General features: G+C 67.6%; 35 protein-coding genes. 3 read left to right on the top strand and 32 right to left on the bottom strand.

The features are described from left to right. Positions 1–42 precede the first annotated feature (42 nt). The 32 genes from truA to IE207_RS06050 all read right to left on the bottom strand — a co-directional run bounded on the left by truA (position 43) and on the right by IE207_RS06050 (position 18,845). Positions 43–894 (bottom strand): tRNA pseudouridine(38-40) synthase TruA, encoded by an 852-nt coding sequence (truA, locus tag IE207_RS06205; RefSeq protein ID WP_190183005.1) that lies wholly within the window; start codon positions 892–894, stop codon positions 43–45. 109 nt (positions 895–1,003) lie between these two features. After that, positions 1,004–1,471: a 50S ribosomal protein L17 gene (rplQ, locus tag IE207_RS06200; protein WP_030298228.1), complete on the bottom strand. Its 468-nt coding sequence runs from the start codon at positions 1,469–1,471 to the stop codon at positions 1,004–1,006. A 139-nt stretch (positions 1,472–1,610) separates the two neighbouring features. Then, complete coding sequence (locus tag IE207_RS06195; RefSeq protein ID WP_007265920.1) at positions 1,611–2,633, bottom strand: DNA-directed RNA polymerase subunit alpha; 1,023 nt, start codon at positions 2,631–2,633, stop codon at positions 1,611–1,613. Positions 2,634–2,773: 140 nt separating this feature from the next. After that, on the bottom strand, positions 2,774–3,178 hold the full coding sequence (gene rpsK / locus IE207_RS06190) for a 30S ribosomal protein S11 (RefSeq protein ID WP_003956432.1): 405 nt from the start codon (positions 3,176–3,178) through the stop codon (positions 2,774–2,776). Between the two features lie 54 nt (positions 3,179–3,232). After that, positions 3,233–3,613: a 30S ribosomal protein S13 gene (rpsM, locus tag IE207_RS06185; RefSeq protein WP_030710357.1), complete on the bottom strand. Its 381-nt coding sequence runs from the start codon at positions 3,611–3,613 to the stop codon at positions 3,233–3,235. 198 nt (positions 3,614–3,811) lie between these two features. Next, a complete protein-coding gene (gene rpmJ, locus IE207_RS06180) occupies positions 3,812–3,925 on the bottom strand; it encodes a 50S ribosomal protein L36 (RefSeq protein ID WP_003956441.1) in 114 nt (37 codons plus the stop codon). A 73-nt stretch (positions 3,926–3,998) separates the two neighbouring features. Beyond that, positions 3,999–4,220 (bottom strand): translation initiation factor IF-1, encoded by a 222-nt coding sequence (infA, locus tag IE207_RS06175; protein ID WP_003956442.1) that lies wholly within the window; start codon positions 4,218–4,220, stop codon positions 3,999–4,001. 184 nt (positions 4,221–4,404) lie between these two features. Then, positions 4,405–5,241 (bottom strand): type I methionyl aminopeptidase, encoded by an 837-nt coding sequence (gene map / locus IE207_RS06170; RefSeq protein ID WP_190183004.1) that lies wholly within the window; start codon positions 5,239–5,241, stop codon positions 4,405–4,407. 93 nt (positions 5,242–5,334) lie between these two features. Continuing rightward, positions 5,335–5,982: an adenylate kinase gene (locus IE207_RS06165; RefSeq protein WP_190183003.1), complete on the bottom strand. Its 648-nt coding sequence runs from the start codon at positions 5,980–5,982 to the stop codon at positions 5,335–5,337. Then, the gene (secY, locus tag IE207_RS06160) at positions 5,982–7,295 is read right to left on the bottom strand and encodes a preprotein translocase subunit SecY (RefSeq protein WP_190183002.1); all 1,314 of its coding nucleotides are present in this window, start codon (positions 7,293–7,295) and stop codon (positions 5,982–5,984) included. The genes IE207_RS06165 and secY overlap by 1 nt, the downstream gene beginning before the upstream one ends. Before the next feature lie 186 nt (positions 7,296–7,481). Continuing rightward, positions 7,482–7,937, bottom strand: coding sequence for a 50S ribosomal protein L15 (gene rplO / locus IE207_RS06155; RefSeq protein WP_190183001.1), 456 nt, complete (start codon positions 7,935–7,937; stop codon positions 7,482–7,484). Positions 7,938–7,939: 2 nt separating this feature from the next. Then, on the bottom strand, positions 7,940–8,122 hold the full coding sequence (rpmD, locus tag IE207_RS06150) for a 50S ribosomal protein L30 (RefSeq protein ID WP_053682614.1): 183 nt from the start codon (positions 8,120–8,122) through the stop codon (positions 7,940–7,942). Further along, entirely contained in the window at positions 8,122–8,724 is a 603-nt protein-coding gene (gene rpsE / locus IE207_RS06145) for a 30S ribosomal protein S5 (protein WP_190183000.1), read from the bottom strand. The genes rpmD and rpsE overlap by 1 nt, the downstream gene beginning before the upstream one ends. A gap of 45 nt (positions 8,725–8,769) precedes the next feature. Then, complete coding sequence (gene rplR, locus IE207_RS06140) at positions 8,770–9,153, bottom strand: 50S ribosomal protein L18 (RefSeq protein WP_030026334.1); 384 nt, start codon at positions 9,151–9,153, stop codon at positions 8,770–8,772. A gap of 2 nt (positions 9,154–9,155) precedes the next feature. After that, positions 9,156–9,695, bottom strand: a complete 540-nt coding sequence (rplF, locus tag IE207_RS06135) for a 50S ribosomal protein L6 (protein WP_053682616.1) — start codon at positions 9,693–9,695, stop codon at positions 9,156–9,158. 20 nt (positions 9,696–9,715) lie between these two features. Continuing rightward, complete coding sequence (gene rpsH, locus IE207_RS06130; protein WP_007265911.1) at positions 9,716–10,114, bottom strand: 30S ribosomal protein S8; 399 nt, start codon at positions 10,112–10,114, stop codon at positions 9,716–9,718. Between the two features lie 222 nt (positions 10,115–10,336). Next, entirely contained in the window at positions 10,337–10,522 is a 186-nt protein-coding gene (locus IE207_RS06125) for a type Z 30S ribosomal protein S14 (RefSeq protein WP_003956452.1), read from the bottom strand. Positions 10,523–10,527: 5 nt separating this feature from the next. After that, entirely contained in the window at positions 10,528–11,079 is a 552-nt protein-coding gene (gene rplE / locus IE207_RS06120) for a 50S ribosomal protein L5 (protein ID WP_030298216.1), read from the bottom strand. Continuing rightward, positions 11,079–11,402 (bottom strand): 50S ribosomal protein L24, encoded by a 324-nt coding sequence (rplX, locus tag IE207_RS06115; protein WP_136213229.1) that lies wholly within the window; start codon positions 11,400–11,402, stop codon positions 11,079–11,081. Before rplX ends, rplE begins: the two co-directional genes overlap by 1 nt. A 2-nt stretch (positions 11,403–11,404) precedes the next feature. Next, positions 11,405–11,773 (bottom strand): 50S ribosomal protein L14, encoded by a 369-nt coding sequence (rplN, locus tag IE207_RS06110; protein ID WP_003956455.1) that lies wholly within the window; start codon positions 11,771–11,773, stop codon positions 11,405–11,407. 131 nt (positions 11,774–11,904) lie between these two features. Beyond that, complete coding sequence (gene rpsQ / locus IE207_RS06105; protein WP_008739702.1) at positions 11,905–12,189, bottom strand: 30S ribosomal protein S17; 285 nt, start codon at positions 12,187–12,189, stop codon at positions 11,905–11,907. Continuing rightward, positions 12,189–12,413 (bottom strand): 50S ribosomal protein L29, encoded by a 225-nt coding sequence (gene rpmC, locus IE207_RS06100; RefSeq protein WP_008739703.1) that lies wholly within the window; start codon positions 12,411–12,413, stop codon positions 12,189–12,191. Before rpmC ends, rpsQ begins: the two co-directional genes overlap by 1 nt. Then, positions 12,413–12,832 carry a 50S ribosomal protein L16 gene (rplP, locus tag IE207_RS06095; protein WP_030026326.1) on the bottom strand — a complete coding sequence of 140 codons (420 nt, stop codon included), beginning with the start codon at positions 12,830–12,832 and terminating at the stop codon, positions 12,413–12,415. The genes rpmC and rplP overlap by 1 nt, the downstream gene beginning before the upstream one ends. Positions 12,833–12,837: 5 nt before the next feature. Continuing rightward, complete coding sequence (rpsC, locus tag IE207_RS06090; RefSeq protein WP_007265905.1) at positions 12,838–13,677, bottom strand: 30S ribosomal protein S3; 840 nt, start codon at positions 13,675–13,677, stop codon at positions 12,838–12,840. After that, the gene (gene rplV / locus IE207_RS06085) at positions 13,677–14,024 is read right to left on the bottom strand and encodes a 50S ribosomal protein L22 (RefSeq protein WP_136213228.1); all 348 of its coding nucleotides are present in this window, start codon (positions 14,022–14,024) and stop codon (positions 13,677–13,679) included. The genes rpsC and rplV overlap by 1 nt, the downstream gene beginning before the upstream one ends. Before the next feature lie 43 nt (positions 14,025–14,067). Then, positions 14,068–14,349 carry a 30S ribosomal protein S19 gene (rpsS, locus tag IE207_RS06080; protein WP_043230274.1) on the bottom strand — a complete coding sequence of 94 codons (282 nt, stop codon included), beginning with the start codon at positions 14,347–14,349 and terminating at the stop codon, positions 14,068–14,070. Between the two features lie 12 nt (positions 14,350–14,361). Continuing rightward, positions 14,362–15,198 carry a 50S ribosomal protein L2 gene (gene rplB / locus IE207_RS06075; protein WP_136213227.1) on the bottom strand — a complete coding sequence of 279 codons (837 nt, stop codon included), beginning with the start codon at positions 15,196–15,198 and terminating at the stop codon, positions 14,362–14,364. Between the two features lie 40 nt (positions 15,199–15,238). Next, on the bottom strand, positions 15,239–15,562 hold the full coding sequence (gene rplW, locus IE207_RS06070) for a 50S ribosomal protein L23 (protein ID WP_037792012.1): 324 nt from the start codon (positions 15,560–15,562) through the stop codon (positions 15,239–15,241). Continuing rightward, on the bottom strand, positions 15,562–16,212 hold the full coding sequence (rplD, locus tag IE207_RS06065; RefSeq protein WP_031152736.1) for a 50S ribosomal protein L4: 651 nt from the start codon (positions 16,210–16,212) through the stop codon (positions 15,562–15,564). Before rplD ends, rplW begins: the two co-directional genes overlap by 1 nt. 5 nt (positions 16,213–16,217) lie before the next feature. Further along, entirely contained in the window at positions 16,218–16,862 is a 645-nt protein-coding gene (rplC, locus tag IE207_RS06060) for a 50S ribosomal protein L3 (protein WP_007265899.1), read from the bottom strand. Positions 16,863–16,876: 14 nt separating this feature from the next. Next, positions 16,877–17,185: a 30S ribosomal protein S10 gene (rpsJ, locus tag IE207_RS06055; RefSeq protein ID WP_003948644.1), complete on the bottom strand. Its 309-nt coding sequence runs from the start codon at positions 17,183–17,185 to the stop codon at positions 16,877–16,879. Between the two features lie 460 nt (positions 17,186–17,645). Continuing rightward, positions 17,646–18,845 (bottom strand): hypothetical protein, encoded by a 1,200-nt coding sequence (locus IE207_RS06050; protein WP_229873403.1) that lies wholly within the window; start codon positions 18,843–18,845, stop codon positions 17,646–17,648. Between the two features lie 149 nt (positions 18,846–18,994). On the opposite strand from IE207_RS06050, the gene IE207_RS06045 reads away from it, so the two are divergent. Genes IE207_RS06045 through IE207_RS06035 form a run of 3 tightly spaced genes read left to right on the top strand, consistent with a single transcriptional unit; the run spans position 18,995 to position 24,649 of the window. Next, on the top strand, positions 18,995–19,618 hold the full coding sequence (locus IE207_RS06045; RefSeq protein ID WP_190182998.1) for a hypothetical protein: 624 nt from the start codon (positions 18,995–18,997) through the stop codon (positions 19,616–19,618). Continuing rightward, entirely contained in the window at positions 19,618–24,216 is a 4,599-nt protein-coding gene (locus tag IE207_RS06040) for a putative T7SS-secreted protein (RefSeq protein WP_229873399.1), read from the top strand. Before IE207_RS06045 ends, IE207_RS06040 begins: the two co-directional genes overlap by 1 nt. Then, positions 24,185–24,649 (top strand): contact-dependent growth inhibition system immunity protein, encoded by a 465-nt coding sequence (locus IE207_RS06035; protein ID WP_190182997.1) that lies wholly within the window; start codon positions 24,185–24,187, stop codon positions 24,647–24,649. Before IE207_RS06040 ends, IE207_RS06035 begins: the two co-directional genes overlap by 32 nt. Positions 24,650–24,915 lie beyond the last annotated feature (266 nt).

Genomic DNA, 24,915 nt, shown 5'->3' with positions numbered 1-24,915 from the left:
GTCCAGGTCCGGCCGCGATCCGCCCAAACGGATTAGCGGGGGTCAGCAGCAGCCGGCCCCCGGCAGGGTGCGCATGTTGCGCGCCTCCTTGCTCCGGGCCGCCAGCAGCTCGTCCGCCGGGTAGCCGACCTCCTCCAGCGTCAGCCCGTGTGGCTTGACGACGTGCACCGAGGAGTCGCGTACGGCGGCCCGCAGGACCTCGCCGGGCCAGGTCGCGGGCCGGTGTCCGTCGCCCACGTGCAGCATCGCCCCGACCAGCGAGCGGACCATGTTGTGGCAGAAGGCGTCGGCGCGCACCGTCGCGGTGATGACGCCGTCCTGCGCGCGCTCCCAGCTGAGCTGCTGGAGCGTACGGATGGTCGTGGCGCCCTCGCGCTTCTTGCAGTACGCGGCGAAGTCGTGCTCGCCGAGCAGCGCGGCGGACGCCTCGTTCATGGCGTCCACGTCCAGCGGCCACTGGTGCCACAGCACGTGCCCGCGGCGCAGCGGGTCCACCCCGGCCTGGTGGTCGCCCACCCGGTAGGCGTAGCGGCGCCAGACGGCCGAGAACCGCGCGTTGAAGCCCTCGGGGGCCCGCGCGGCCTTCCACACCCGTACGTCGTGCGGCAGCCGCCCCGCGAGGCGGCGCAGCAGCTTGTCGTGGTGCTCGGCCCACACCTCCTCGCGCACGTCGAACTGGGCGACCTGCCCGCGCGCGTGCACGCCGGCGTCGGTGCGCCCGGCCACGGTCAGCTCCACCGGCTCCGGCAGCCGCATCACGGTCCGCAGGGCCGACTCCAGCTCTCCCTGCACGGTCCGCAGCTCGCGCTGCTTCGCCCAGCCGGAGAAGTCCTTGCCGTCGTAGGACAGGTCCAGCCGTACCCGGACGTGTCCGGGCTCCACCTCGTCACTCACGTGACAGATCCTCTCAGCTGCGTCTTTCGAACGAATGCAGAACGGGCCCGCCCCGGGAGGGGGCGGGCCCGTTCAGAGCCGATCAAGCAAGCTCGATCCCGGAGCGGGATCAGGCCTCCTTGGTCTCCTCGGCGGCGGGAGCCTCGGCCACGGCCTCGGCGTCCTTCGCGGCACGCTTGGTGGCGGCCTCGGCCTCACCGGTGGCCTGCTGGGCGACGGTCAGGGCCTCGACCAGCTCGATGACCGCCATCGGGGCGTTGTCGCCACGACGGTTGCCGATCTTGGTGATGCGCGTGTAACCACCGGGGCGGTTCTCGTAGCGCGGGGCGATCTCGGTGAACAGCGTGTGCACGATGCTCTTGTCCGTGATCGTCTGCAGCACCAGGCGACGGTTGTGGATGTCGCCCTTCTTGGCCTTGGTGACCAGACGCTCGGCGTAGGGACGCAGGCGACGGGCCTTGGCCTCGGTGGTGGTGATGCGGCCGTGCTCGAAGAGCGCCTTCGCGAGGTTCGCGAGGAGGTGCTTCTCGTGCGCGGCGCTGCCGCCCAGGCGGGCACCCTTTGCGGGACGCGGCATGGTGTTACTCCTTCATATCTGCACCGGCCGTGTCAGGTACCGGTGTCAGTTCCCCCGGAGCGGCTGCCCCGGGAAAGTCTCGATCGAGCCCGGCCGGCGATCGGGGCCCGAGGACCCCGGCCGCCGGCGACGGGAAGAATCAGTACTGCTCGGTCTCGACGAAGCCGGCGTCGGCGTCGTCGTCCGCGCCGAAGGCGTCGGCGGCGGCGGTCGGGTCGAATCCGGGCGGGCTGTCCTTGAGGGCCAGGCCCATGCCGGCCAGCTTCGCCTTGACCTCGTCGATCGACTTCGCACCGAAGTTGCGGATGTCGAGCAGGTCGGCCTCGGAACGCGCCACGAGCTCACCCACGGAGTGGATGCCCTCGCGCTTGAGGCAGTTGTACGAGCGGACCGTGAGCTCGAGCTCCTCGATCGGCAGCGCCAGGTCGGCGGCCAGGGCGGCGTCCGTGGGGGACGGGCCCATGTCGATGCCCTCGGCGTCGATGTTGAGCTCGCGCGCCAGACCGAACAGCTCGACCAGGGTCTTGCCGGCGGACGCCATGGCGTCGCGCGGGCGCATGGCCTGCTTGGTCTCGACGTCGACGATCAGCTTGTCGAAGTCGGTGCGCTGCTCGACTCGGGTCGCCTCGACCTTGTAGGTGACCTTGAGGACCGGGCTGTAGATGGAGTCGACCGGGATGCGGCCGATCTCCTGGCCCAGCTGCTTGTTCTGGACGGCGGAGACGTAGCCGCGACCGCGCTCGACGGTCAGCTCCATCTCCAGCTTGCCCTTGCCGTTGAGCGTGGCGAGGACCAGGTCCGGGTTGTGCACCTCGACACCCGCCGGGGGGGCGATGTCGGCAGCGGTGACCAGGCCGGGACCCTGCTTGCGCAGGTACATCACGACCGGCTCGTCGTGCTCCGAGGAGACGACCAGCTGCTTGATGTTGAGGATGATGTCGGTGACGTCTTCCTTGACACCCGGCACGGTGGTGAACTCGTGCAGGACGCCGTCCACGCGGATGCTGGTGACGGCGGCACCCGGGATCGAGGACAGGAGCGTGCGGCGCAGGGAGTTGCCGAGGGTGTAGCCGAAGCCCGGCTCCAGCGGCTCGATCACGAACCGCGAGCGGTACTCGTCTACGACCTCTTCGGTCAGCGAGGGACGCTGAGCGATAAGCATGTCTGTGTTCCTTCAGTCGTGGACGCCCACTATTTGACGCCCGACATGTACTGCTGGGTACTGCAAGGGTACGGGCGGTACGGCCCCCGAAGGGGTCGTACCGCCCGGACACTCAAAGACGCACGCGTGCGTCCGCTGCGTCAGACGCGGCGGCGCTTCGGCGGACGGCAGCCGTTGTGCGGGGTGGGGGTGACGTCCTGGATGGAGCCGACCTCCAGGCCGGTGGCCTGCAGGGAGCGGATCGCGGTCTCGCGGCCGGAGCCGGGACCCTTGACGAAGACGTCAACCTTGCGCATGCCGTGCTCCTGCGCGCGGCGGGCGGCCGACTCGGCGGCCATCTGCGCGGCGAAGGGGGTGGACTTGCGCGAGCCCTTGAAGCCGACGTGGCCGGCGGAGGCCCAGGAGATCACGTTGCCCGAGGGGTCCGTGATCGAGACGATGGTGTTGTTGAACGTGCTCTTGATGTGGGCGTGCCCGTGAGCGACGTTCTTCTTTTCCTTGCGGCGCACCTTCTTGGCAGCGCCCTGACGACCCTTGGGGGGCATCTAAATCTCCTACGGGAGGTGGTCGGTCCTACAGCGCAAGACCGCTGAACAGGACTACTTCTTGCCCGGCTTCTTCTTACCGGCGATCGCGCGACGCGGGCCCTTGCGGGTACGCGCGTTCGTGCTGGTGCGCTGACCGTGCACCGGCAGGCCACGACGGTGGCGGATGCCCTGGTAGCACTGGATCTCGACCTTGCGACGGATGTCGGCCTGGATCTCGCGGCGGAGGTCACCCTCGGTACGGAGGTTGGCGTCCACGTACTCGCGGATCTTGACCAGGTCCTCTTCGGCCAGGTCACGAACGCGGGTGTTCGGGTTCACGCCGGTGGAGGCGAGGATCTCCTTGGACCGGGTGCGCCCGATACCGAAGACGTAGGTGAGTGCGATCTCCACACGCTTTTCGCGCGGGATGTCAACACCGGAAACGCGTGCCATTCAATGGCTCCTGTGTGTTCGGGGGTCTTCCGCAGAACCGTTCCCGACCGCCGACCACTCCTGATGGGTGGTGGTACGTCCGGGTCCCCGGCCCCCGCCGGAGGTGCCGCCGGCCCCTACGGGGCTGGGCGGGTTCTGCGTATGTACGTTTTCTTACGTCGCGCGAAGAACTGCGGAAGGCAGGTCGGTCGGCGTGCGTCAGCCCTGGCGCTGCTTGTGGCGCAGGTTGTCGCAGATGACCATGACCCGGCCGTGACGGCGGATCACCTTGCACTTGTCGCAGATCTTCTTGACGCTCGGCTTGACCTTCATGTTGGTGAGGTTCTCCGGGTCAGTGCCACCACCCGCGCCGGACCAGACGGCCGGTCGGGAGTGAGGACAAGATCTACTTGTATCGGTAGACGATCCGGCCACGCGTCAGGTCGTACGGAGACAGCTCCACCACGACCCGGTCATCGGGGAGGATGCGGATGTAGTGCATCCGCATCTTGCCGCTGATGTGCGCGAGGACCTTGTGACCGTTCTGCAGTTCCACCTTGAACATCGCGTTCGGGAGGGACTCGATCACGGTGCCCTCGATCTCGATGGCACCTTGCTTCTTGGCCACGCTTCGCCTTTCGAATCGGCTACCTTGATCAGCTCCATGCTCCACATGAGGACATGCGGATGCAAAGGAGCCGACGAGTCAGTCTACGGCAGGGCCCCCAGAAAGACGAATCCGGGAAGTTTGCCCCACACCTTAGATCATTAATCGAGCGGCACCTCTCGCCCGTGCCGCCCGCACGGCGCCGCTAGCCCAACGGGTCGGGCGCCGTCGTGATGCCGTACTCCGCCAGCTTCGCCTTGCCGCAGTCCGGGCTCGTCAGGACGATCGGGCCCTCCTCGGTCAGGGCGATCGAGTGCTCCCAGTGCGAGGACCACGTGCCGTCGGTGGTGATGACCGTCCAGTCGTCCGCCAGGACCTCCGTGTGGGCGGTGCCCAGCGAGACCATCGGCTCGATCGCCAGGCACACGCCCGGGACCAGCTTGATGCCCTTGCCCCGCTTGCGCGAGACGTAGTTCAGCAGGTGGGGGTCCATGTGCATCTCGGAGCCGATGCCGTGGCCGCCGTAGTCCTCGATGATCCCGTACTTGCCGGTGGCCGGACGCGGCTGGCGGCGGATGTAGCCCTCGATCGCCTTCGAGATGTCCACCAGGCGGTTGCCGAGCTTCATCGCGGCGATGCCGGCCCACATCGACTCCTCGGTCACCCGAGAGAGCTGGATCAGCTCCGGAGCGTGACCGGTGCCCACGAACGCCGTGTACGCGGCGTCGCCGTGCCAGCCGTCCACGATCGCGCCCGCGTCGATCGAGATGATGTCGCCGTCCTTGAGGACGGTCTTGTCGTCCGGGATGCCGTGGACGACGACCTCGTTCACGGACGTGCAGATCGTCGCGGGGAAACCGCCGTAGCCGAGGAAGTTCGACTTCGCGCCGGCGTCCGCGATGACCTTGCGGGCCACCATGTCCAGGTCCCGCGTCGTGGCGCCCGGCACGGCCGCCTCACGGGTCGCCGCGTGGATCGCGGCGACGACCAGCCCCGCCTCGCGCATCTTCGCGATCTGCTCGGGCGTCTTGAGCTGCACCATGGAACGGCCTTCCACCTTCTGAAATCGGACTTCTCAACAGTACGGCCGCGGTGTCTCTCGGACACCGCGGCCGTTACCTGCACAACAGAGGGACTACTTCTTCAAGGCGTCCATCGCGCGTCGCGTGACGTCCGCGACCTCACCGAGGGCGGGGATGGTCGACACGAGGCCCTGGGCCTTGTAGTAGTCGATGATCGGCTCGGTCTCCGCGTGGTAGACGGCCAGCCGGTTGCGGACCGTGGCCTCGGAGTCGTCGCCGCGCTGGTACAGCTCGCCGCCGCAGTGGTCGCAGACGTCGGCGGTCTTCGGCGGCGCGTACGTCACGTGGAAGACGTGCGCGGAGTCGTTGCGGCAGGTCCGGCGGCCCGCGATGCGCTTGACGACCTCGTCCTCCTCGACCTCCAGGTCGAGGACGGCGTCCAGGCTGAGCCCGGCGGCCTTGAGGATCTCGTCGAGCGCCTCGGCCTGCGAGAGGTTGCGCGGGAAGCCGTCGAGCAGGAAGCCGTTCGCGGCGTCGGGCTGCTCCATCCGGTCCTTTGCCATGCCGATGGTGACCGAGTCCGGGACGAGCTCACCCGCGTCCATGTACGACTTCGCGCTCTTGCCGAGCTCGGTGCCCTGGCTGATGTTGGCGCGGAACAGGTCACCCGTGGAGATGTGCGGGATCGACAGGTTCTTGGCGAGGAACGCGGCCTGTGTTCCCTTGCCGGCGCCGGGGGGCCCGACGAGGACGATACGCATCAGCGGAGGAACCCTTCGTAATTACGCTGCTGGAGCTGGCTCTCGATCTGCTTCACGGTTTCCAGACCCACACCCACGATGATGAGGATGCTCGTCCCGCCGAACGGGAAGTTCTGGTTCGCTCCGAAGCCCGCCAACGCCATTGTCGGCACGAGAGCGATCAGACCCAGGTACAGCGACCCCGGCCAGGTGATCCGGTTGAGTACGTAGCTCAGGTACTCGGCGGTAGGCCGGCCGGCGCGGATGCCCGGGATGAACCCACCATACTTCTTCATGTTGTCTGCAACTTCCTCGGGGTTGAACGAGATCGCCACGTAGAAGAACGCGAAGAACACGATCAGGAGGAAGTAGGCCGCGATGTAGTACGGGTGGTCGCCCTTGACGAAGTGCTTCTGGATCCAGGTCGCCCAGCCCGCCGTCGAGCCGCTGAACTGCACGACCAGTGCCGGGATGTACAGCAACGACGAGGCGAAGATGACCGGGATGACACCGGCCTGGTTCACCTTGAGCGGGATGTAGGTCGACGTGCCGCCGTACGCGCGGCGCCCGATCATGCGCTTCGCGTACTGGACCGGGATCCTGCGCTGCGCCTGTTCGACGAAGACCACCAGGGCCACCATCGCCAGGCCGACGAGGATCACCACGCCGAACTCGACCCATCCATCAGCGATCTTGCCCTGGAGCTTGATCTGCCACATGGCGCCGATGAAGCCGGCCGCGATCGAGATGAACATCAGGATCGACATGCCGTTGCCGATGCCGCGGTCGGTGATCAGCTCGCCGAGCCACATGACGACACAGGTGCCGGCGGTCATGGTGAGCACCATCGTGATCATGGTGAAGATCGAGCGGTCCGAGACGATCTCGGTGCGGAGCTGACAGGACCCGAAGAGCGCGCCCGTCTTGGCGGTGGCCACCAGACCCGTGCCCTGGAGGATCGCCAGCGCGACCGTCAGGTAACGCGTGTACTGGGTGATCTTCGCCGTGCCGGACTGCCCCTCTTTCTTGAGGTTCTCCAGCTTCGGGATGACCACGGTCAGCAGCTGCAGGATGATGCTCGCCGTGATGTACGGCATGATTCCGAGCGCGAAGATCGTGATCTGCAGCAGTGCGCCACCGCTGAACATGTTGACGAGGCCGAACAGGCTGTTGCCGGTCCCTGCCTGGTCCACACAGAACTGAACGTTCTTGTAGTTCACGCCGGGGACCGGGATGTGGGACCCGAGGCGGAACAGCACGATGATGGCGAGCGTGAAGAGCAGCTTCTTGCGCAGGTCGGGCGTCTTGAACGCCCGGGCGAACGCGGTGAGCACGGTGCCTCCTGCGACCCCCGCGCTACTGCGTCAGAGGTGACGGTCTGAGGGATCGGTGAATACGTACAAGCAAAGGTGCAGGCCACCTTACCGGCGACTGCGCCCCCCGTGGAACGACCAACCGGGGATGCCCCATATGTGAGGCATCCCCGGTCGGGTTTTAGCTATTTGTCACGTGAGTTCGTCTTAGACGAGCTCGGTGACGCTGCCGCCGGCAGCGGCAATCTTCTCCTTGGCGGAGGCGGAAACGGCGTCAACCGAAACCGTCAGCGCCACGGAGATCTCGCCCTGGCCCAGGACCTTGACGAGGCTGTTCTTGCGCACCGCGCCCTTGGCGACCAGGTCGGCCACCGTGACCTCTCCACCCTCGGGGTAGAGAGCGCCGAGCTTGTCCAGGTTGACAACCTGGAACTCGGTGCGGAACGGGTTCTTGAAGCCCTTGAGCTTCGGCAGACGCATGTGGAGGGGCATCTGCCCACCCTCGAAGCGCTGCGGGATCTGGTAACGGGCCTTCTGGCCCTTCGTACCACGACCGGCCGTCTTACCCTTCGACGCCTCACCACGACCGACACGGGTCTTCGCGGTCTTGGCGCCGGGGGCGGGACGGAGGTTGTGGGCCTTCAGCGGGCTGTTCTCAGCCATGATTAGTCAACCTCCTCAACCGTCACGAGGTGGCGGACGGTCTGCACCATTCCGCGGAACTCGGGGCGGTCCTCCTTGACGACCACGTCGTTCAGGCGCTTGAGCCCGAGCGAACGCAGAGTGTCGCGGTGGTTCTGCTTGCTGCCGATGTACGACTTCGTCTGCGTGATCTTGAGGCGGGCCATCACACACCCGCCCCAGCACGCGCACGAAGCAGAGCCGCGGGGGCGACGTCCTCGAGGGGCAGACCACGGCGAGCCGCGATCTCCTCGGGACGCTGCAGGCCCTGGAGGGCCGCCACGGTCGCGTGCACGATGTTGATCGCGTTGTCGGAGCCCAGGGACTTCGACAGGATGTCGTGAACGCCGGCGCACTCCAGAACGGCGCGCACCGGGCCACCGGCGATAACACCGGTACCGGGGGAAGCCGGCTTGAGCAGGACGACGCCCGCGGCCTTCTCGCCCTGGATCGGGTGAGGGATGGTGCCCTGGATGCGCGGAACCTTGAAGAAGTTCTTCTTGGCTTCCTCGACACCCTTGGCGATGGCCGCGGGAACTTCCTTGGCCTTGCCGTAACCGACACCTACAGTGCCGTCACCGTCGCCCACCACGACCAGCGCGGTGAAGCTGAAGCGGCGACCACCCTTGACAACCTTGGCGACGCGGTTGATCGCGACAACGCGCTCAACGTAAGCGGTCTTCTCGGCGGCAGGGCCACCGTCGCGACCCTTCCGGTCCCGCCGCTCGCCGCCACCGGCACCGCTTCCGCGGCGCTGGGGTCCAGCCATTGGATTACCTCTCTCTGTTACGTCCGTGAGTCCCGGAACCGGGGCTTAGAACTTCAGCCCGGCTTCGCGGGCGGCGTCAGCCAGAGCGGCAATGCGCCCGGCGTATCGGTTGCCACCGCGGTCGAACACGACGGTCTCGACACCCGCGGCCTTGGCACGCTCGGCGACGAGCGCGCCGACAGCCTGGGCCTGGGCGCTCTTGTCGCCTTCGCCACCGCGGATCGAAGCGTCCAGGGTCGACGCGGACGCCAGGGTGTGACCCTGGAGGTCGTCGATGACCTGAGCAACGATGTTGCGGTTGGAACGCGTCACGACGAGGCGCGGACGCTCCGCCGTACCCGAGACGTTCTTGCGGATGCGGATGTGGCGGCGAGCCTTGGCAGCGCGCTTGTACGCGTCGCCCTTGGCGATCTTCACACCGTATGCCATGGCTACTTACCAGCCTTTCCGACCTTGCGGCGGATGACTTCGCCGGCGTACTTGACACCCTTGGCCTTGTACGGGTCGGGCTTCCGCAGCTTGCGGATGTTGGCGGCGACCTCGCCGACCTTCTGCTTGTCGATGCCCTCGACCGTGAACTTGGTGGGCGACTCGACCTTGAAGGAGATGCCCTCGGGCGCCTCGATCAGGATCGGGTGGCTGTAGCCAAGCTGGAACTCCAGGTCGGAGCCCTTCGCGGCGACGCGGTAACCGACACCGCTGATTTCGAGAGCCTTGACGTATCCCGTGGTCACACCGGTGATCATGTTCGCCACCAGCGTGCGGGACAGGCCGTGGAGGGCCTTGTTCTGACGCTCGTCGTTCGGGCGGATGACGTTCAGGACGCCGTCCTCACCCTTGGCGACGGCGATGGGCGCAGCGACGGTGTGCGAGAGGGAACCCTTGGGGCCCTTCACCGCGACCGTGCGGCCATCGATGGTGACGTCCACACCGGCGGGAACCTGGATGGGGAGCTTGCCGATTCGCGACATTGCTTTTCCTCCGTTCCCGACTACCAGACGTAGGCGAGGACTTCCCCACCTACGCCCTTCTTGCCTGCCTGCTGGCCGGTGAGGAGACCGTGGGACGTGGAGATGATCGCCACGCCCAGGCCGCCGAGCACCTTGGGCAGGTTGGTGGACTTCGCGTACACGCGCAGACCGGGCTTCGAGATCCGCTTGATGCCCGCGATGGAGCGCTCACGGTTCGGCCCGAACTTCAGCTCGAGGACGAGGTTCTTGCCGACCTCGGCGTCCTCGACCTTCCAGCCGGTGATGAAACCCTCCTGCTTGAGGATCTCTGCGATGTGCGACTTGATCTTGCTGTGCGGCATCACGACGGTGTCGTGGTACGCCGAGTTAGCGTTACGCAGACGGGTCAGCATGTCTGCGATCGGGTCAGTCATGGTCATGAAGTGGCCTTCGGCCTCTCTCGCCGGGGTTTCCTGTATGCGCCATCCCTCTCCCCACTCAGTGGCGGGACGGGTGCGGTGCGGGGACCTACGGCGTAGTAAGTCGTTATGGGCGGCGGACGCCCAACCACACAAGCCTAAGGCATGCGCGGCCGGGCATCCGCCGACCAGATGCTTACCGAGAGTGCCTGGAACTTCCCAAGTCCTTGCGGACGGAGGGAACTACCAGGAGCTCTTGGTCACGCCCGGCAGCTCGCCACGGTGAGCCATCTCACGAAGGCAGACGCGGCACAGGCCGAACTTGCGGTACACGGAGTGGGGGCGACCGCAGCGCTGGCAGCGGGTGTACGCACGCACACCGAACTTGGGCTTGCGGGCAGCCTTCGCGATGAGAGCCTTCTTCGCCATCTCGCTTACGCCTCCTTGAAGGGGAAGCCGAGGTGACGAAGGAGGGCACGGCCCTCGTCGTCGTTGGTCGCCGTGGTGACCACGGTGATGTCCATACCCCGGGTACGGTCGATCTTGTCCTGGTCGATCTCGTGGAACATGACCTGCTCCGTGAGACCGAAGGTGTAGTTGCCACGGCCGTCGAACTGCTTCGGCGACAGACCACGGAAGTCACGGATACGCGGCAGCGCGAGCGACAGCGTACGGTCCAGGAACTCCCACATGCGGTCACCACGGAGGGTGACGTGGCAGCCGATCGGCTGACCCTCGCGCAGCTTGAACTGCGCGATGGACTTGCGGGCCTTCGTGACGGCCGGCTTCTGACCGGTGATCGTCGTCAGGTCGCGGATGGCGCCGTCGATCAGCTTGGAGTCGCGGGCGGCGTCGCCCACACCCATGTTGACCACGATCTTCACGAGGCCGGGGATCTGCATGACGTTCTCGTAGGAGAACTCCTCACGCAGCTTGCCCGCGATGTCCTCGCGGTACTTCGTCTTGAGACGCGGAGTGGTAGCCATCAGATGTCCTCACCCGTCCGCTTGGCAACGCGGATCTTGTTGCCCTCGTCGTCGAAGCGGTAGCCGACGCGGGTGACGACCTTCTGGCCGTCCTTCTCCACAACCAGCTGAACGTTGCTGACGTGGACCGGCGCCTCGGTGATCACGATGCCACCGGTCTGCGAACCACCAGCGGTCTGACCGGCCTTGGTGTGCTTCTTGACCCGGTTGACACCCTCGACGAGGACGCGGTTCTCGCTGGGCATGGCCGCGATGACCTTGCCCTGCTTGCCCTTGTCCTTACCGGTGATGACCTGGACCAGGTCGCCCTTCTTGATCTTCATGCTTACAGCACCTCCGGCGCGAGCGAGATGATCTTCATGAACTTCTTCTCGCGCAGCTCACGGCCCACGGGGCCGAAGATACGGGTGCCGCGAGGGTCGCCGTCGTTCTTGAGAATGACAGCGGCGTTCTCGTCGAAGCGGATGTACGAGCCGTCCTGGCGGCGGCGCTCCTTGACGGTGCGAACGATGACCGCCTTGACGACGTCACCCTTCTTCACGTTGCCACCGGGGATCGCGTCCTTGACGGTGGCGACAATGACGTCACCGATGCCCGCGTAGCGGCGACCGGAGCCACCGAGAACACGGATGCAAAGGATTTCCTTGGCACCAGTGTTGTCGGCGACACGCAGTCGCGACTCCTGCTGGATCACGTCTATCTCCTGATTGTCTGCCGGTTCCCGGTGAGGGGTCCGTTACCGGAACCCCTCACCGAGCCTGGCGGAACTGACCTGAGGGAAACCCCCCAGGCTATGTCTGGCGGAACTCGCTTGCGCGAGGTTCCTTACTTGGCCTTCTCGAGGATCTCGACGATGCGCCAGCGCTTGCTCGCCGACAGCGGACGCGTCTCCATGATGAGGACGCGGTCGCCGACGCCGGCAGCGTTCTGCTCGTCGTGAGCCTTGAGCTTGTTCGTACGGCGGATGACCTTGCCGTACAGGGCGTGCTTGACGCGGTCCTCGACGGCGACGACGACGGTCTTGTCCATCTTGTCGCTGACGACCAGACCCTCGCGGGTCTTGCGGAAACCGCGCTGCTCAGTGGTCTCGGTCACGTTCTTCTCGCTCATCAGGCGCTCTCCACCGTCTCGATACCGAGCTCACGCTCGTGCATCAGGGTGTAGATGCGAGCGATGTCCTTACGGACGGACTTGAGCCGGCCGTTGTTCTCCAGCTGACCCGTGGCCGCCTGGAAGCGCAGCTTGAACAGCTCTTCCTTGGCCTCGCGCAGCTTGCCAACGAGCTCCTCGTTGCCGAGCTCACGCAGCTCGGACGCCTTGGTTCCCGTCGCCATCACGACTCACCTGCCTCGCGCCGAACAATCCGGCACTTCATCGGAAGCTTGTGAGCAGCGCGGGTGAGCGCCTCACGAGCAATCTTCTCGTTCGGGTAGGACAGCTCGAACATGACCCGGCCCGGGTGCACGTTCGCGATCCACCACTCGGGAGAACCCTTACCGGAACCCATGCGGGTCTCGGCGGGCTTCTTCGTCAGCGGACGGTCCGGGTAGATGTTGATCCAGACCTTGCCGCCACGCTTGATGTGGCGGGTCATCGCGATACGAGCCGCCTCGATCTGGCGGTTCGTCACGTACGCCGGGGTCAGCGCCTGGATGCCGTACTCGCCGAACGAGACCTCAGTACCGCCCTTGGCCATACCGCGGCGCTTCGGGTGGTGCTGCTTGCGGTGCTTGACCCTACGAGGGATCAGCATGTCGGTCAGGCCTCCGTTCCGGTGCTCTCGGCCGGAGCGGCGGCGGGGGCGTCGGCCTTGGGGGCCTCGGCACCAGCAGCCTGCTGCGGCTTGCGGCCACCACGGCCGCCGCGCTCGCCACCACGGCCACCACGGCCGGCGGGACGGTCGCCAGCGCCGGCACCACGGGCCGGGCGGTTACCCGCACGGGCCGCAGCGTTCTCGGCGCGAACCTCGGCGATGTTCTTGACGTCGCCCTTGTAGATCCAGACCTTCACACCGATACGGCCGAAGGTGGTCTTGGCCTCGAAGAAGCCGTAGTCCACGTTCGCGCGCAGCGTGTGCAGCGGCACACGACCCTCGCGGTAGAACTCGGAGCGGGACATCTCGGCGCCGCCGAGACGGCCGCCACACTGGATCTTGATGCCCTTGGCGCCGGCCTTCATCGTGCCCTGCATGCTCTTGCGCATGGCACGACGGAAGGAGACGCGGGAGGAGAGCTGCTCGGCAACGGCCTGGGCGACCAGCTGGGCATCGAGCTCGGGGTTCTTGACCTCGAGGATGTTCAGCTGGACCTGCTTGCCCGTGAGCTTCTCGAGGTCACCGCGGATGCGGTCGGCCTCGGCGCCACGGCGGCCGATGACGATGCCCGGACGAGCGGTGTGGATGTCCACACGCACGCGGTCACGGGTGCGCTCGATCTCAACCTTCGAGATGCCGGCGCGCTCCATGCCGGACGTCATCATCCGACGGATGGCGACGTCTTCCTTGACGTAGTCCTTGTACAGCTTGTCGGCGTACCAACGCGACTTGAAGTCGGTGGTGATGCCGAGCCGGAACCCGTGCGGGTTTACCTTCTGGCCCATTACCGGGAACCTTCCTTGCTGCTGACGACCACGGTGATGTGGCTGGTCCGCTTGCGGATCCGGTAGGCACGGCCCTGGGCACGCGGACGGAACCGCTTCAGGGTCGGACCCTCGTCCACGAACGCCTCGCTGATGAACAGCGAAGAAGCGTCCGGGTGGTTGTAGTTGTGTGCGGCGTTGGCAATGGCGCTGTCAAGCACCTTGCCGACCGGCACGCTCGCGGCCTGCGGGGCGAAACGCAGGACCGCCTGAGCCTCCGTGGCATCCATGCCACGGATAAGGTCCACCACGCGGCGGGCCTTCATGGGCGTGACGCGGATGTACCGCGCCTGGGCCCTGGCTTCCATGGTTGTCCCTTCGGTGTAAGTCATAGTCGTAACCACCCCGCCTTTAGCGGCGCTTCGACTTCCGGTCGTCCTTGACGTGGCCGCGGAAGGTGCGAGTCGGCGAGAACTCGCCGAGCTTGTGGCCGACCATCGACTCGGTGACGAACACCGGGACGTGGGTCTTGCCGTTGTGCACCGCGATGGTGTGACCCAGCATGGCCGGGATGATCATCGAGCGACGGGACCAGGTCTTGATGACGTTCTTGGTACCAGCTTCGTTCTGAGCGTCCACCTTCTTGATGAGGTGTCCGTCGACGAAGGGTCCCTTCTTGAGACTGCGCGGCATCTAAACCCGCTCCTAGCGCTTCTTGTTCGTCTTGCGGCGGCGGACGATGTACTTGCTCGAAGCCTTCTTCGGCGAGCGAGTACGACCCTCCTTCTGACCCCACGGGGAGACCGGGTGGCGACCACCGCTGGTCTTGCCCTCACCACCACCGTGCGGGTGGTCAACCGGGTTCATCGCGACACCGCGGACGGACGGGCGAACGCCCTTCCAGCGCATGCGGCCGGCCTTGCCCCAGTTGATGTTCGACTGCTCGGCGTTGCCGACCTCGCCGACCGTGGCGCGGCAGCGCGCGTCGACGAGACGGATCTCACCGGACGGCATGCGGAGGTGGGCCATGGTGCCCTCCTTCGCCAGCAGCTGCACCGAGGCACCCGCGGAGCGGGCGAACTTCGCACCGCCGCCGGGACGCAGCTCGATCGCGTGGATGGTCGTACCAACCGGGATGTTGCGCAGCGCCAGGTTGTTGCCCGGCTTGATGTCGGCCGTCGGGCCGTTCTCAATCCGGTCACCCTGCTGCAGACCGCGCGGCGCGATGATGTAGCGCTTCTCGCCGTCGGCGTAGTGCAGCAGCGCGATGCGCGCGGTGCGGTTGGGGTCGTACTCGATGTGCGCGACCTTGGCCGGCACGCCGTCCTTGTCGTGACGACGGAAGTCGATCACGCGGTAGGCGCGCTTGTGTCCACCACCCTGGTGGCGAACAGTGATCCGACCGGTGTTGTTACGGCCGCCCTTGCTGTGCAGCGGGCGAACCAGCGACTTCTCCGGCGTGGACCGCGTGATCTCGACAAAGTCGGCGACGCTGGAGCCACGACGGCCCGGGGTCGTCGGCTTGTACTTGCGGATACCCATTTCTCAGTCCTCGTCCGATTCCGGACGACTCAGGACTCCGTTAGGAGGCCTGGCCGCCGAAGATGTCGATTCGGTCGCCCTCAGCGAGGGTCACGATGGCGCGCTTGGTGTTGGCGCGCTTGCCGAAACCGGTCTTGGTGCGCTTGCGCTTACCCTGACGGTTGATCGTGTTGACCCCGGTGACCTTGACCGAGAAGACCGCCTCGACGGCCTGCTTGATCTGGGTCTTGTTGGCGCCAGGCGCGACGATGAACGTGTACTTGTTCTCGTCCAGCAGCGCGTAGCTCTTCTCCGAGACAACCGGCTTGATCAGCAGGTCGCGCGGGTCAGTGAAGGTCTTGCTGGTAACGGTCGCCTCGGACATCAGGCGTCGCTCCCTTCGGTCTCGTCGGCCTTGGGGCCAGACACGAAGGACTCGAGCGCGGCCTGGGTGAAGACCACGTCGTCAGAGACGATCACGTCGTACGTGTTCAGCTGGCCCGGCTCCAGGATGTGAACCTGGGGCAGGTTGCGGGCGGACAGCCACGCGGCCTCGTCGGCGCGCTCGACGACCAGGAGCAGGTTCTTGCGCTCCGAGATCTTGCCGAACAGCGTCTTGGCGGCCTTCGTGGAGGCGGCACCCTCGACCACGCCGGTGACGACGTGGATGCGGGAGTGACGCGCGCGGTCCGAGAGGGCACCGCGGAGGGCGGCGACCTTCATCTTCTTCGGGGTCCGCTGCGAGTAGTCACGCGGCTGCGGGCCGTGGACGACGCCACCGCCGGCGAACTGCGGAGCGCGGGTGGAACCCTGACGCGCGCGGCCGGTGCCCTTCTGGCGGTACGGCTTGCGGCCACCACCACGGACTTCGCCACGGGTCTTGGTCTTGTGCGTGCCCTGACGGGCAGCGGCCAGCTGTGCGACGACGACCTGGTGGATCAGCGGAACGCTGGTCTTCGCGTCGAAGATCTCCGCGGGGAGCTCGACGGTACCGGCCTTGTCGCCTGCCGGCGAAAGGATGTCAATGGTGCTCATTAACCTCAAGCCCCCTTGGCCGCGGTACGGACCAGGACGAGGCCGCCGTTCGGACCGGGGACTGCGCCCTTGATGAGGAGCAGGCCCTTCTCCGCGTCTACCGCGTGGATGGTCAGGTTCTGGGTGGTGACGCGCTCGTTGCCCATACGACCAGCCATGCGCATGCCCTTGAAGACACGCCCAGGGGTGGCGCAGCCACCGATCGAACCGGGGGAGCGGTGCTTGCGCTGCACACCGTGACCGGCGCCGAGGCCCCGGAAGTTGTGCCGCTTCATGACACCGGCGAAGCCCTTGCCCTTGCTGTTGCCCGTGACGTCAACCTTGACGCCGGACTCGAACACCTCAGCAGTGATCTCCTGGCCGAGCGTGTACTCGCTGGCGTCGGAGGTGCGGAGCTCCACCAGGTGGCGGCGGGGGGTCACGTCGGCCTTGGCGAAGTGGCCCTTGAGGGGCTTGTTCACCTTGCGCGGGTCGATCTCGCCGAAGGCGATCTGGACCGACTCGTAGCCGTCGATGTCGTTCGTACGGACCTGGGTAACGACGCAGGGTCCGGCCTTGACCACGGTCACCGGGACGACACGGTTGTTCTCGTCCCAGACCTGGGTCATGCCGAGCTTCTCGCCCAGGACGCCCTTGATCTGCTTTGCCATCTTCTCGACGCCTCTCAGAGCTTGATCTCGATGTCAACGCCGGCCGGAAGGTCCAGGCGCATCAGCGAGTCAACGGTCTTGGGAGTCGGGTCGAGGATGTCGATCAGGCGCTTGTGCGTGCGCATCTCGAAGTGCTCGCGCGAGTCCTTGTACTTGTGCGGCGACTTGATGACGCAGTACACGTTCTTCTCAGTGGGCAGCGGCACCGGGCCCGCGACCGACGCACCAGTGCGCGTCACCGTCTCGACGATCTTCTTCGCCGAGGAGTCGATGACCTCGTGGTCGTAGGCCTTGAGCCGGATGCGGATCTTCTGTCCCGCCATGGCTACTCCGTAGTCCTGTCTGTTGTGGAAACGCTCTGGCTCCCGGGCGGCTGTGGATCTCTCCACCGCTTCTCTCCGACCCACGCGGTCGGGCGTGTCGCACTCCCTCTACAGAAAATTCCCATACGGAAATTCCCTCGTCCAAGGGGGTGCGGTCCCAAGACCGCGAGTCGGGGGAGAAACACCCACCGGGCGCCTGGTGGGCCCCGTGCTGACACTTCCCGAAAGATTCCCGTACGTCCGCCCCCATTGCTGCCCCGAGGGGCAGATAGAGGCGACGAGTACTGTGGGACTCGCTTCCGGTCCTCCCGGCGGGAGGCGCGCAGCATCGGCACTCAACCGAGCAACTTGAGTAGTCTGCCACACGAGACACGTACTGCGCCAATCGGGCGCAGAACAATACCCCGCCGCGCGGACACGTCAAACCCGCCGCGCGACGGGGACCCTTGCGGGGCCCGGCTCAGGAGCGGGAGACCCTCCCGCACTCCTTCGGCAGCGCCGCCACGTCCTTGCTGCGGTCGTACGGATCGGTGACCGGGCCCGACGCCTCCGACGAGGGCCGTGCCCGCTGGTCGGCCTGGAACATCGGGTGCAGATAGCCCTGCCCGTCCCGGGAGCAGTCGTCGTTGCCCGCCGATTCCGACCAGCTCACGATCTGCAGCTTGCCGGGGGTCGCCTCTATGCGCGCGGGGTCGGCCAGGGCCACGGTGAGCTCGCGCCGCACGATGGTGCGCGCCACCTCGTCCGCGCCGGCCCTGGCCTGCACCAGCGGGTACACGAAGGTGTAGTCGGAGTGCACCAGCACCTCACCGGGGCGGGTGCTGTCGAACCACATGCGCCCGCGGGTCTTGACCACGTCACCGTGCACCCGCGCCTGCGCCGGATCGAAACGGCTGAACAGCCACAGCGGGTCGGCGTCCTTGGAAGGCCGGGCGAGAGCCTTCTCCAACAGCCCGCGGCCGTCCTCCTGGACCGGGTCCAGCAGGTCCAGCGCCGCCTGCGGGCGCTCACCGCGCAGGGTGGCGGGCTCCAGATTGGCCGCCGCCAGCAGCCGGCCGGTCTTCGCGATCGCGTCCGCCACCTGCTCCTCGGACAGCCCGCCCACGGCCTTCGCCCCGGGCAGCTCGATACCGGCGGCGCCGTCCGCCCACTGGAGCGCCGGCGAGCCCCGGAAGGGTTCCTCGAGGGTCGGCCGGTCCGGGTACTGCTGTGACGGCGCGGCCGTCGGACGTGCGGTCTCGCCGGGCAGCGGAGCGGCGCCCCGGGCGTTCTTCCTGGCCTCGGTCTTGCCGGTGAGCCGGTCGATCACCAGCTCCGGCCGCACGGCCACCACTGCGAGCGCGGCGATGAACACGACGGCCGCGGTCGCCTTGAGCCGCCGCTTGCCCTTCCCGCGGCCCTCCCGCTCCTGCCAGGCCGGCCCGGTCCGCCACCCGGCCGGCTCGGCGGCCTGCCGGGCCTTGCGGGCCTTGCGCCCCTTCCAGCCCCGCTCCCGCGCTGCCCGCTCCTCGTCCTCCCGCCGCAGCCGCTCGGTCACCATCCGCGCCCGCGCCGAAGGCTCCTTCGGCGCCTCCCCCGCCCCGCCCCCGGCCTCCCGCACGAACCGCGCCCACTCCTCGTCGGAGACGCCGGACCCACCGGCGCCCTCGCTGCTCCCCACGACTCCCCCTTGATATGTCCACACCATGCGCTGTGGAGCCTCTCACACCCCCCGGACCAGCCGTTTTCCGCCCCTGGCCAAATCCATGCCACCTGCCACCGCCATGTTCGAGGCCGCGCTTAACCTGGCCCGAACCATGGGGGTGGATCTTGAACGCCGACAACGGCAAAGACCTGGAGATGGACCCGGTCGCCGTCAAAAACATCACGGACGGACTACGCGGGGCGATCGCCGAACTCCGCGAGTTCGCCCCGGACGCCGGCGCGACGGTGGGCGCGGGCCTGGAAAAGCTCACGCTGACCGGCATGGAGGCCGGCCACCCGGACGTCACCGCCGTCTTCCAGGACCTGTGCACGCGCTGGGACTGGGGAGTGCGCGCCCTCGTCGAGGAGGTCAGCGGGCTGACGGCCGCGCTGCACATCTCGGCGGGGATGATCTGGGAGGAGGACGAGTACCGCAGGGGCACGTTCAAGGTCGCGGCCAACTCCGTCATCGGCAATCCGCACGCCGACGAGGACACGGCCGAGAAGACCTCCTGGGACGAGATCAAGGCACCGTTCCGCCAGGAGACCCCCGAAGAGGCCCAGAAGGCGCGCGACGAGTTCCGGCAACAGTGGGAACAGGCCAAGCGGGACGCGGTGACCAAGGGCTACGGCGCCCGGCTGCTCGACGGGGCGGCTGATCTCGGTCAGCTGGACCCGGCGGCCCTCGCCCTCGTCCGGGAACAGGCGCGCCAGGCCGAGCCCGACGCCCCGCAGCAAGGTGAGCGCTGATGGGGCGCGACCTGCAGGGGTGGCTGCACGCCGGTGCGAAGGCCGTCGGCGACGGCGTCGAATGGGTGGGCGACAAGGCGGGCGCCGGGCTCGACAAGGCAGGGCTCCACCAGGCCGCCGATGTCGTACGGGACGGCGCCGACAAGGTCGCCAACCGGCTCGGCGCGGAGGTCGACGAAGCCGAGCTGGGCCACACCGACGACCCGAAGAAGCTCGTACACGGCAGCCCGTCCAAGCTCCGGGCGACCGCCTCACACCTGGCGGACTTCCAGGCAGCCTTCGACAAGACGGGCGAGGGCCTCAAAGGGCTCGACGAGGACGGCATAAAGGGCGCGGCCGCCGAGGGCTTCCGGGTGCTCGCGCAGAAGCAGCCGCCGAAGTGGTTCAAGGCCGCGGACGCCTTCGAGACGGCGGCGGGCGCCCTGACCCGGTTCGCGGACACGGTGGAGTGGGCGCAGGGCCGCGCCAAGGAGGCGTTGGACGAGTACACGACCGCCGTCAAGGCGTCGCAGGCGGCCCGCGACGCCTACAACGAGCGGGTCGAGACCTACAACGCGGCGATCCGCAGCAAGCAGGACCCGCTGCCGCCCCGCCCGACGGGCTTCACCGACCCCGGCGCGGACGGCATCAAGGCGGCGCGGGAGAAGCTGGCCGAGGCGCGCCACCAGCGCGACGAGGCCGCACGAACGGCGGTCCGAGCGCTGACGAAGGCGCGGGACGCCGCGCCGCCCCTGCCGTCCGTGGCCAAGCAGCTGGTCTACGAAGGGGTCATCCGCGGCCTCGGGCTGGAGCACCAGGGCGGGGGGTTCATCAAGGGACTGGCGGGCACGGTCGACTTCTTCCGTGCGGTCGACCCCCTGGATCCCTACAACCGCATGCATCCGACCGAGTACAAGATGCGGCTCAGCGGCTTGGGCGTCGGCACGCTGACGATGGCGAACGACCCCGTCGGAGCCGCTTCCCTGATGTACGAGCAGTTCGTGAAGGACCCCGACGAAGCCCTCGGCAAGATCTATGGCGAGGCCGCCGGGTCGAAGGGGGCGGGCGCCGTCACCGGCACGCTCCGCAAGGCCTCCTTCCTGAGCCGGCTGGCGAACGGCAAACTGCCCGAGCCGCCCAGGCTTCCGAAGGGACCGGCGGCCGAACACACGCCCTCGACCCGTGAGTCGCTCAACGGCAACGAGGGGCCCGGCGCCCGCGAGAAGAGGAACGTCCCCTGTGAGGGCGACCCGGTCGACGTGGCGACCGGCCGGATGCTGCTGCCGCAGACGGACCTCGTCCTGCCGGGCTCCTTCCCGCTCGTCTTCACCCGGACCTTCGAGTCCTCGTACCGCTCGGGCCGGTGGTTCGGCCCCACCTGGGCGTCGACCGTCGACCAGCGCCTGGAGACCGACGCCGAGGGCGTCATCCTCGTCTGCGAGGACGGAAGCCTGCTGGCCTACCCGCACCCGGAGCAGGCCGGCCCTCCCGTCTTCCCCTCCCACGGCCGGCGCTGGCCGATGACGCTCGACCCGGACGGCGGCTACACGGTCACCGATCCCGCATCGGGGCACGTACGCCATTTCGCGGAGGACGGCGTCCTCACCCAGCTGGACGACCGCAACGGCGCCTGGATCGCGTACACGTACGACGACACGACGCGCGCCCCCCTCTCGATCTCCCACAGCGGCGGCCACGAGCTGCGCCTGACCTCCTCGGACGGCCGGATAACCAGCCTGGCCCTGGCGGACGGGACCGAAGTCCTGCGCTACGGCTACACGGACGGCCACCTCACGGAGGTCACCGACTCCTGCGGCACCCCCCTGCGCTTCGGGTACGACGCACTCGGCCGGATCACCTCCTGGACCGACACCAACGACCGGCGCTTCGACTACGTCTACGACGAGCGGCACCGCTGCATCGCCCAGTCCGGTACGAAGGGCCACCTGAACATCCGGTTCTCGTACGAGGACGGCGTCACGACCCTCACGGACTCCCTGGGCCACCGCACGAGGTACGTGACCGACGACCGGGCGCAGGTCGTCGCCGAGATCGACCCGGCCGGGGCGAGCACGCGTTTCGCGTACGACCGCTACGGCCGCCTGCTCTCCCGTACCGATCCGCTGGGCCGCACGACCCGCCTGACCTATGACGAGGCCGGCCACCTGACGTCGGTGACCCGCCCGGACGGCAAGGTCTCGCGGGCGCGGTACGACGCCCTCGGCCTGCCGGTGGAGCTCGTGTCGGCGGACGGCACGACGACGACCCACACGTACGACGACCGGGGCAACCGCACCTCGACCACCGACCCCTCCGGCGCCACCACGCGCTTCGCCTACGACACGCGCGGCCACCTGTGCGCGGTGACGGACGCCCTGGGGCACACGAGCGCGTACGTCTTCGACCGGGCCGGTCTGCTCGTCTCGGCTACCAACCCCCTGGGCGCGACGACGTCGTACACCCGCGACGCCTTCGGCCGCCCGCTCACGATCACCGACCCGCTGGGCCGCACGACCCGCCTGGCCTGGAGCACCGAGGGCCGCCTGCTCCGACGCGTGCACCCTGACGGCACGTCGGAGTCCTGGACGTACGACGGGGAGGGCAACTGCCTGACGCACACGGACGCCGCGGGCGGGGTGACGGTCAACGAGTACGGCGACTTCGACCTCCTCACCGCCCGCACCGGGCCGGACGGCGCGCGCCACACGTTCGGCCACGACACGGAACTGCGCCTCACCTCGGTCACCAACCCGCAGGGTCTGAGGTGGAGTTACACGTACTCCCCCACGGGCGCACTGTCCGCGGAGACGGACTTCGACGGCCGCACCCTCACCTACGAGTACGACGCGGCGGGCGCCCTCACGGCCCGCACCGACGCACTGGGCGCGTGCACCACCTACACCCGCAACGCGCTCGGGCAGATCACGAGCAAGGCCACGCCCTCGGGCCCGACGACGTACGGCTACGACGGCTCCGACCGCCTGACCTCGATGGTCTCGCCGGAGTCCTCGATCACCTGGCTCCGGGACGGGACCGGCCGCGTCCTCGCGGAGACGGTCGAAGGCCGCACGCTCACGTACGCCTACGACGCCCTGGGCCGCCGCACGACCCGCACCACGCCCAGCGGCGCCGAATCCCACTGGACGTACGACGCGGCCGGCCACCGCACGTCCCTGACGACAGCCGGCCGCACGATCACCTTCGAGCGCGACGCCGCCGGGCAGGAACTCACTCGCAGCCTGGGCCCCGCGCTCTCCCTCACCCACGAGTACGACCCCCTGGGCCGGCTCGCCTCCCGGACGGTCGTCGGCCAGGACGGCCGTACCCTCCAGCGGCGGGGCTACAGCTACCGCGCGGACGGCTACCTCACCGGGATGGACGACTCCCTGACCGGTCCGCGGACGTTCACCCTCGACGCGGCCGCCCGCGTGACGGCGGTGGACGCCGGATCGTGGTCGGAGCGGTACGCCTACGACGAGGCGGGCAACCAGACCCACGCCACCTGGCCGGACCGCCACCCGGGCGCCGACGCGCAGGGCGGCCGCTCGTACACGGGCACCCGCATCACCCGCGCGGGGGCGGTCCGCTACGAACATGACGCGCTGGGCCGGGTGACCGTGCGCCGCAAGGCCCGCCTGTCCCGCAAGGCGGAGACCTGGCGCTACGAGTGGAACGCGGAGGACCAGCTGTCGGCGGTCACCACCCCGGACGGCACGCGCTGGCAGTACCGCTACGACCCCCTGGGCCGCCGCACGGCGAAACGACGCGTCACCGCCGGGGGCGCGGTGGTGGAGGAGACCACCTTCACCTGGGACGGCGCCACCCTCTGCGAACAGACCACCGGCCCGGTCACCCTCACCTGGACCCACCAGGGCCTGCACCCGCTGACGCAGTCCGAGCACATCGACGACGCCACGGTGGACGACCGCTTCTTCGCCATCGTCACCGACCTCGTCGGCACCCCGACCGAGCTCCTCACCGAGGACGGCACCCCGGCCTGGCGCACCCGCACCACCCTGTGGGGCACCACCACCTGGAACCGCGACGCGACGGCCTACACCCCGCTCCGTTTCCCGGGCCAGTACTACGACCCCGAGTCCGGCTTCCACCACAACCTCTTCCGCACCTACGACCCCGAAACCGCCCGCTACCTCACCCCGGACCCCCTGGGCCTCTCCCCGGCCCCCAACCCGGCGACCTACGTCCACAACCCCCACACCTGGTCCGACCCCCTGGGCCTGGCTCCGGACGGCTGTCCCAAACTGGGACTGAGCAATGATGCCCAGCGCGCGATCCAAAAACTGGAGAACATCAAGGCAGATCCCGTCGGCGACATCAATTCTCAGCCGAATCACAATCACTACGACGCGGCACGACGTGAAGCCAACGGCGAAGTGGTGGCACGAAAGGCAGACGGGACGCCGTTCGACCACATCGCAGATTTGAAGAATGCCAGAAACGGACTGGACAACGTCCGGAGGACTCTCGAAAGAGAGATCCAAAATCTTCCGGACACACTGACAGACCGCGGGCTTGAAGTACTGGTCGCAAAAAGGAAGGAAACCATCGAGACACTCGACAGACTCAATGGGTTTCTTCATTCCATCGGGCACAGATAATGAATGGGGCACGCAAAAAATGAGTGATCGACCCGATCTCAGCCGGTCACTGGAGCAGTTGGACGGACAAATCTGGGGTGATCCACCCCCCAGCGCCACGGGACTGGTCAAGGCTGTGCATGCGCTGCGCCGCCGGCCGATTGGCACCTTGAACGCCACCGAGCTGGCCCGACTGATCGGTCAGGACGTCGGAATCCCGTGGCTACTGCCACTTTCGTTGAACCTCTTGGCAGAGACAGCCCCCCATCAGGCGGCGGGCGGCTTCTACGACGATGACCTCTTGTCCGCAGTACTGACACGCGCCCCGGCGACCTGGGCAGCACATCCTGAACTGGTGCGAGAGGTGGAACACGTTCTCTCGTCTCTGGGAGAGATTTCTTCTTACATCCAGGACGACGTGAACACGTTTCTGCGTGCAAAGCGTGGACGGTAGGCGCATCTTCGCCTTCTTCCGTCTTCGTAAGCGCCTTACGCTCAGCAACCGGCGCCACCGCGTCGCAGGGGCCGCGATGCGGGGGGCCGGGGGGTGGTGGGGTTAGCGCTATGGGGTAAGTACTCGGGAAGCGAAAGAACCTCGCCAGACCCCTCCAGCCTCCCGCCCGGGGGGCGTCGCTCGGATGGGTGAATCGGGACAACCTGGCTGGCTTTCGAGGGGGCCGCCGGGCATATGCTCGGCGCGACAACTCCAGACATACGTCG

The sequence above is a fragment of the Streptomyces cirratus genome, from assembly GCF_014650775.1.
Classification (GTDB): Bacteria; Actinomycetota; Actinomycetes; order Streptomycetales; family Streptomycetaceae; genus Streptomyces; species Streptomyces cirratus.
Note: the sequence above shows the minus strand (reverse complement) of the source record. Positions and strands in the feature narration are given on the sequence as shown.

Bases quoted from the DNA above. Each gene is read 5' to 3' on its own strand.
- IE207_RS06035 (WP_190182997.1), top strand. From the start codon at position 24,185: ATGGGTTTCTTCATTCCATCGGGCACAGATAATGAATGGGGCACGCAA.
- rpsC (WP_007265905.1), bottom strand. From the start codon at position 13,677: ATGGGCCAGAAGGTAAACCCGCACGGGTTCCGGCTCGGCATCACCACC.
- rpsK (WP_003956432.1), bottom strand. From the start codon at position 3,178: ATGCCCCCCAAGGGTCGTCAGGGCGCTGCCAAGAAGGTGCGCCGCAAG.
- rplX (WP_136213229.1), bottom strand. From the start codon at position 11,402: ATGAAGATCAAGAAGGGCGACCTGGTCCAGGTCATCACCGGTAAGGAC.
- rpsQ (WP_008739702.1), bottom strand. From the start codon at position 12,189: ATGAGCGAGAAGAACGTGACCGAGACCACTGAGCAGCGCGGTTTCCGC.
- rplV (WP_136213228.1), bottom strand. From the start codon at position 14,024: ATGGAAGCCAGGGCCCAGGCGCGGTACATCCGCGTCACGCCCATGAAG.
- rplD (WP_031152736.1), bottom strand. From the start codon at position 16,212: ATGAGCACCATTGACATCCTTTCGCCGGCAGGCGACAAGGCCGGTACC.
- rplR (WP_030026334.1), bottom strand. From the start codon at position 9,153: ATGGCATACGGTGTGAAGATCGCCAAGGGCGACGCGTACAAGCGCGCT.
- IE207_RS06165 (WP_190183003.1), bottom strand. From the start codon at position 5,982: ATGCGTATCGTCCTCGTCGGGCCCCCCGGCGCCGGCAAGGGAACACAG.
- rpsJ (WP_003948644.1), bottom strand. From the start codon at position 17,185: ATGGCGGGACAGAAGATCCGCATCCGGCTCAAGGCCTACGACCACGAG.
- rplO (WP_190183001.1), bottom strand. From the start codon at position 7,937: ATGGCTGAGAACAGCCCGCTGAAGGCCCACAACCTCCGTCCCGCCCCC.
- rplP (WP_030026326.1), bottom strand. From the start codon at position 12,832: ATGCTGATCCCTCGTAGGGTCAAGCACCGCAAGCAGCACCACCCGAAG.
- IE207_RS06125 (WP_003956452.1), bottom strand. From the start codon at position 10,522: ATGGCGAAGAAGGCTCTCATCGCGAAGGCTGCCCGCAAGCCCAAGTTC.
- IE207_RS06040 (WP_229873399.1), top strand. From the start codon at position 19,618: ATGGGGCGCGACCTGCAGGGGTGGCTGCACGCCGGTGCGAAGGCCGTC.
- map (WP_190183004.1), bottom strand. From the start codon at position 5,241: ATGGTGCAGCTCAAGACGCCCGAGCAGATCGCGAAGATGCGCGAGGCG.
- rplW (WP_037792012.1), bottom strand. From the start codon at position 15,562: ATGTCCGAGGCGACCGTTACCAGCAAGACCTTCACTGACCCGCGCGAC.
- rplE (WP_030298216.1), bottom strand. From the start codon at position 11,079: ATGGCTACCACTCCGCGTCTCAAGACGAAGTACCGCGAGGACATCGCG.
- rpmD (WP_053682614.1), bottom strand. From the start codon at position 8,122: ATGGCCCGCCTCAAGATCACGCAGACGAAGTCGTACATCGGCAGCAAG.
- rplF (WP_053682616.1), bottom strand. From the start codon at position 9,695: ATGTCGCGAATCGGCAAGCTCCCCATCCAGGTTCCCGCCGGTGTGGAC.
- rpmC (WP_008739703.1), bottom strand. From the start codon at position 12,413: ATGGCGACGGGAACCAAGGCGTCCGAGCTGCGTGAGCTCGGCAACGAG.
- rplC (WP_007265899.1), bottom strand. From the start codon at position 16,862: ATGGCAAAGCAGATCAAGGGCGTCCTGGGCGAGAAGCTCGGCATGACC.
- IE207_RS06195 (WP_007265920.1), bottom strand. From the start codon at position 2,633: ATGCTTATCGCTCAGCGTCCCTCGCTGACCGAAGAGGTCGTAGACGAG.
- rpmJ (WP_003956441.1), bottom strand. From the start codon at position 3,925: ATGAAGGTCAAGCCGAGCGTCAAGAAGATCTGCGACAAGTGCAAGGTG.
- rplQ (WP_030298228.1), bottom strand. From the start codon at position 1,471: ATGCCGCGTCCCGCAAAGGGTGCCCGCCTGGGCGGCAGCGCCGCGCAC.
- rpsS (WP_043230274.1), bottom strand. From the start codon at position 14,349: ATGCCGCGCAGTCTCAAGAAGGGACCCTTCGTCGACGGACACCTCATC.
- rpsE (WP_190183000.1), bottom strand. From the start codon at position 8,724: ATGGCTGGACCCCAGCGCCGCGGAAGCGGTGCCGGTGGCGGCGAGCGG.
- rpsH (WP_007265911.1), bottom strand. From the start codon at position 10,114: ATGACCATGACTGACCCGATCGCAGACATGCTGACCCGTCTGCGTAAC.
- rpsM (WP_030710357.1), bottom strand. From the start codon at position 3,613: ATGGCACGCGTTTCCGGTGTTGACATCCCGCGCGAAAAGCGTGTGGAG.
- rplB (WP_136213227.1), bottom strand. From the start codon at position 15,198: ATGGGTATCCGCAAGTACAAGCCGACGACCCCGGGCCGTCGTGGCTCC.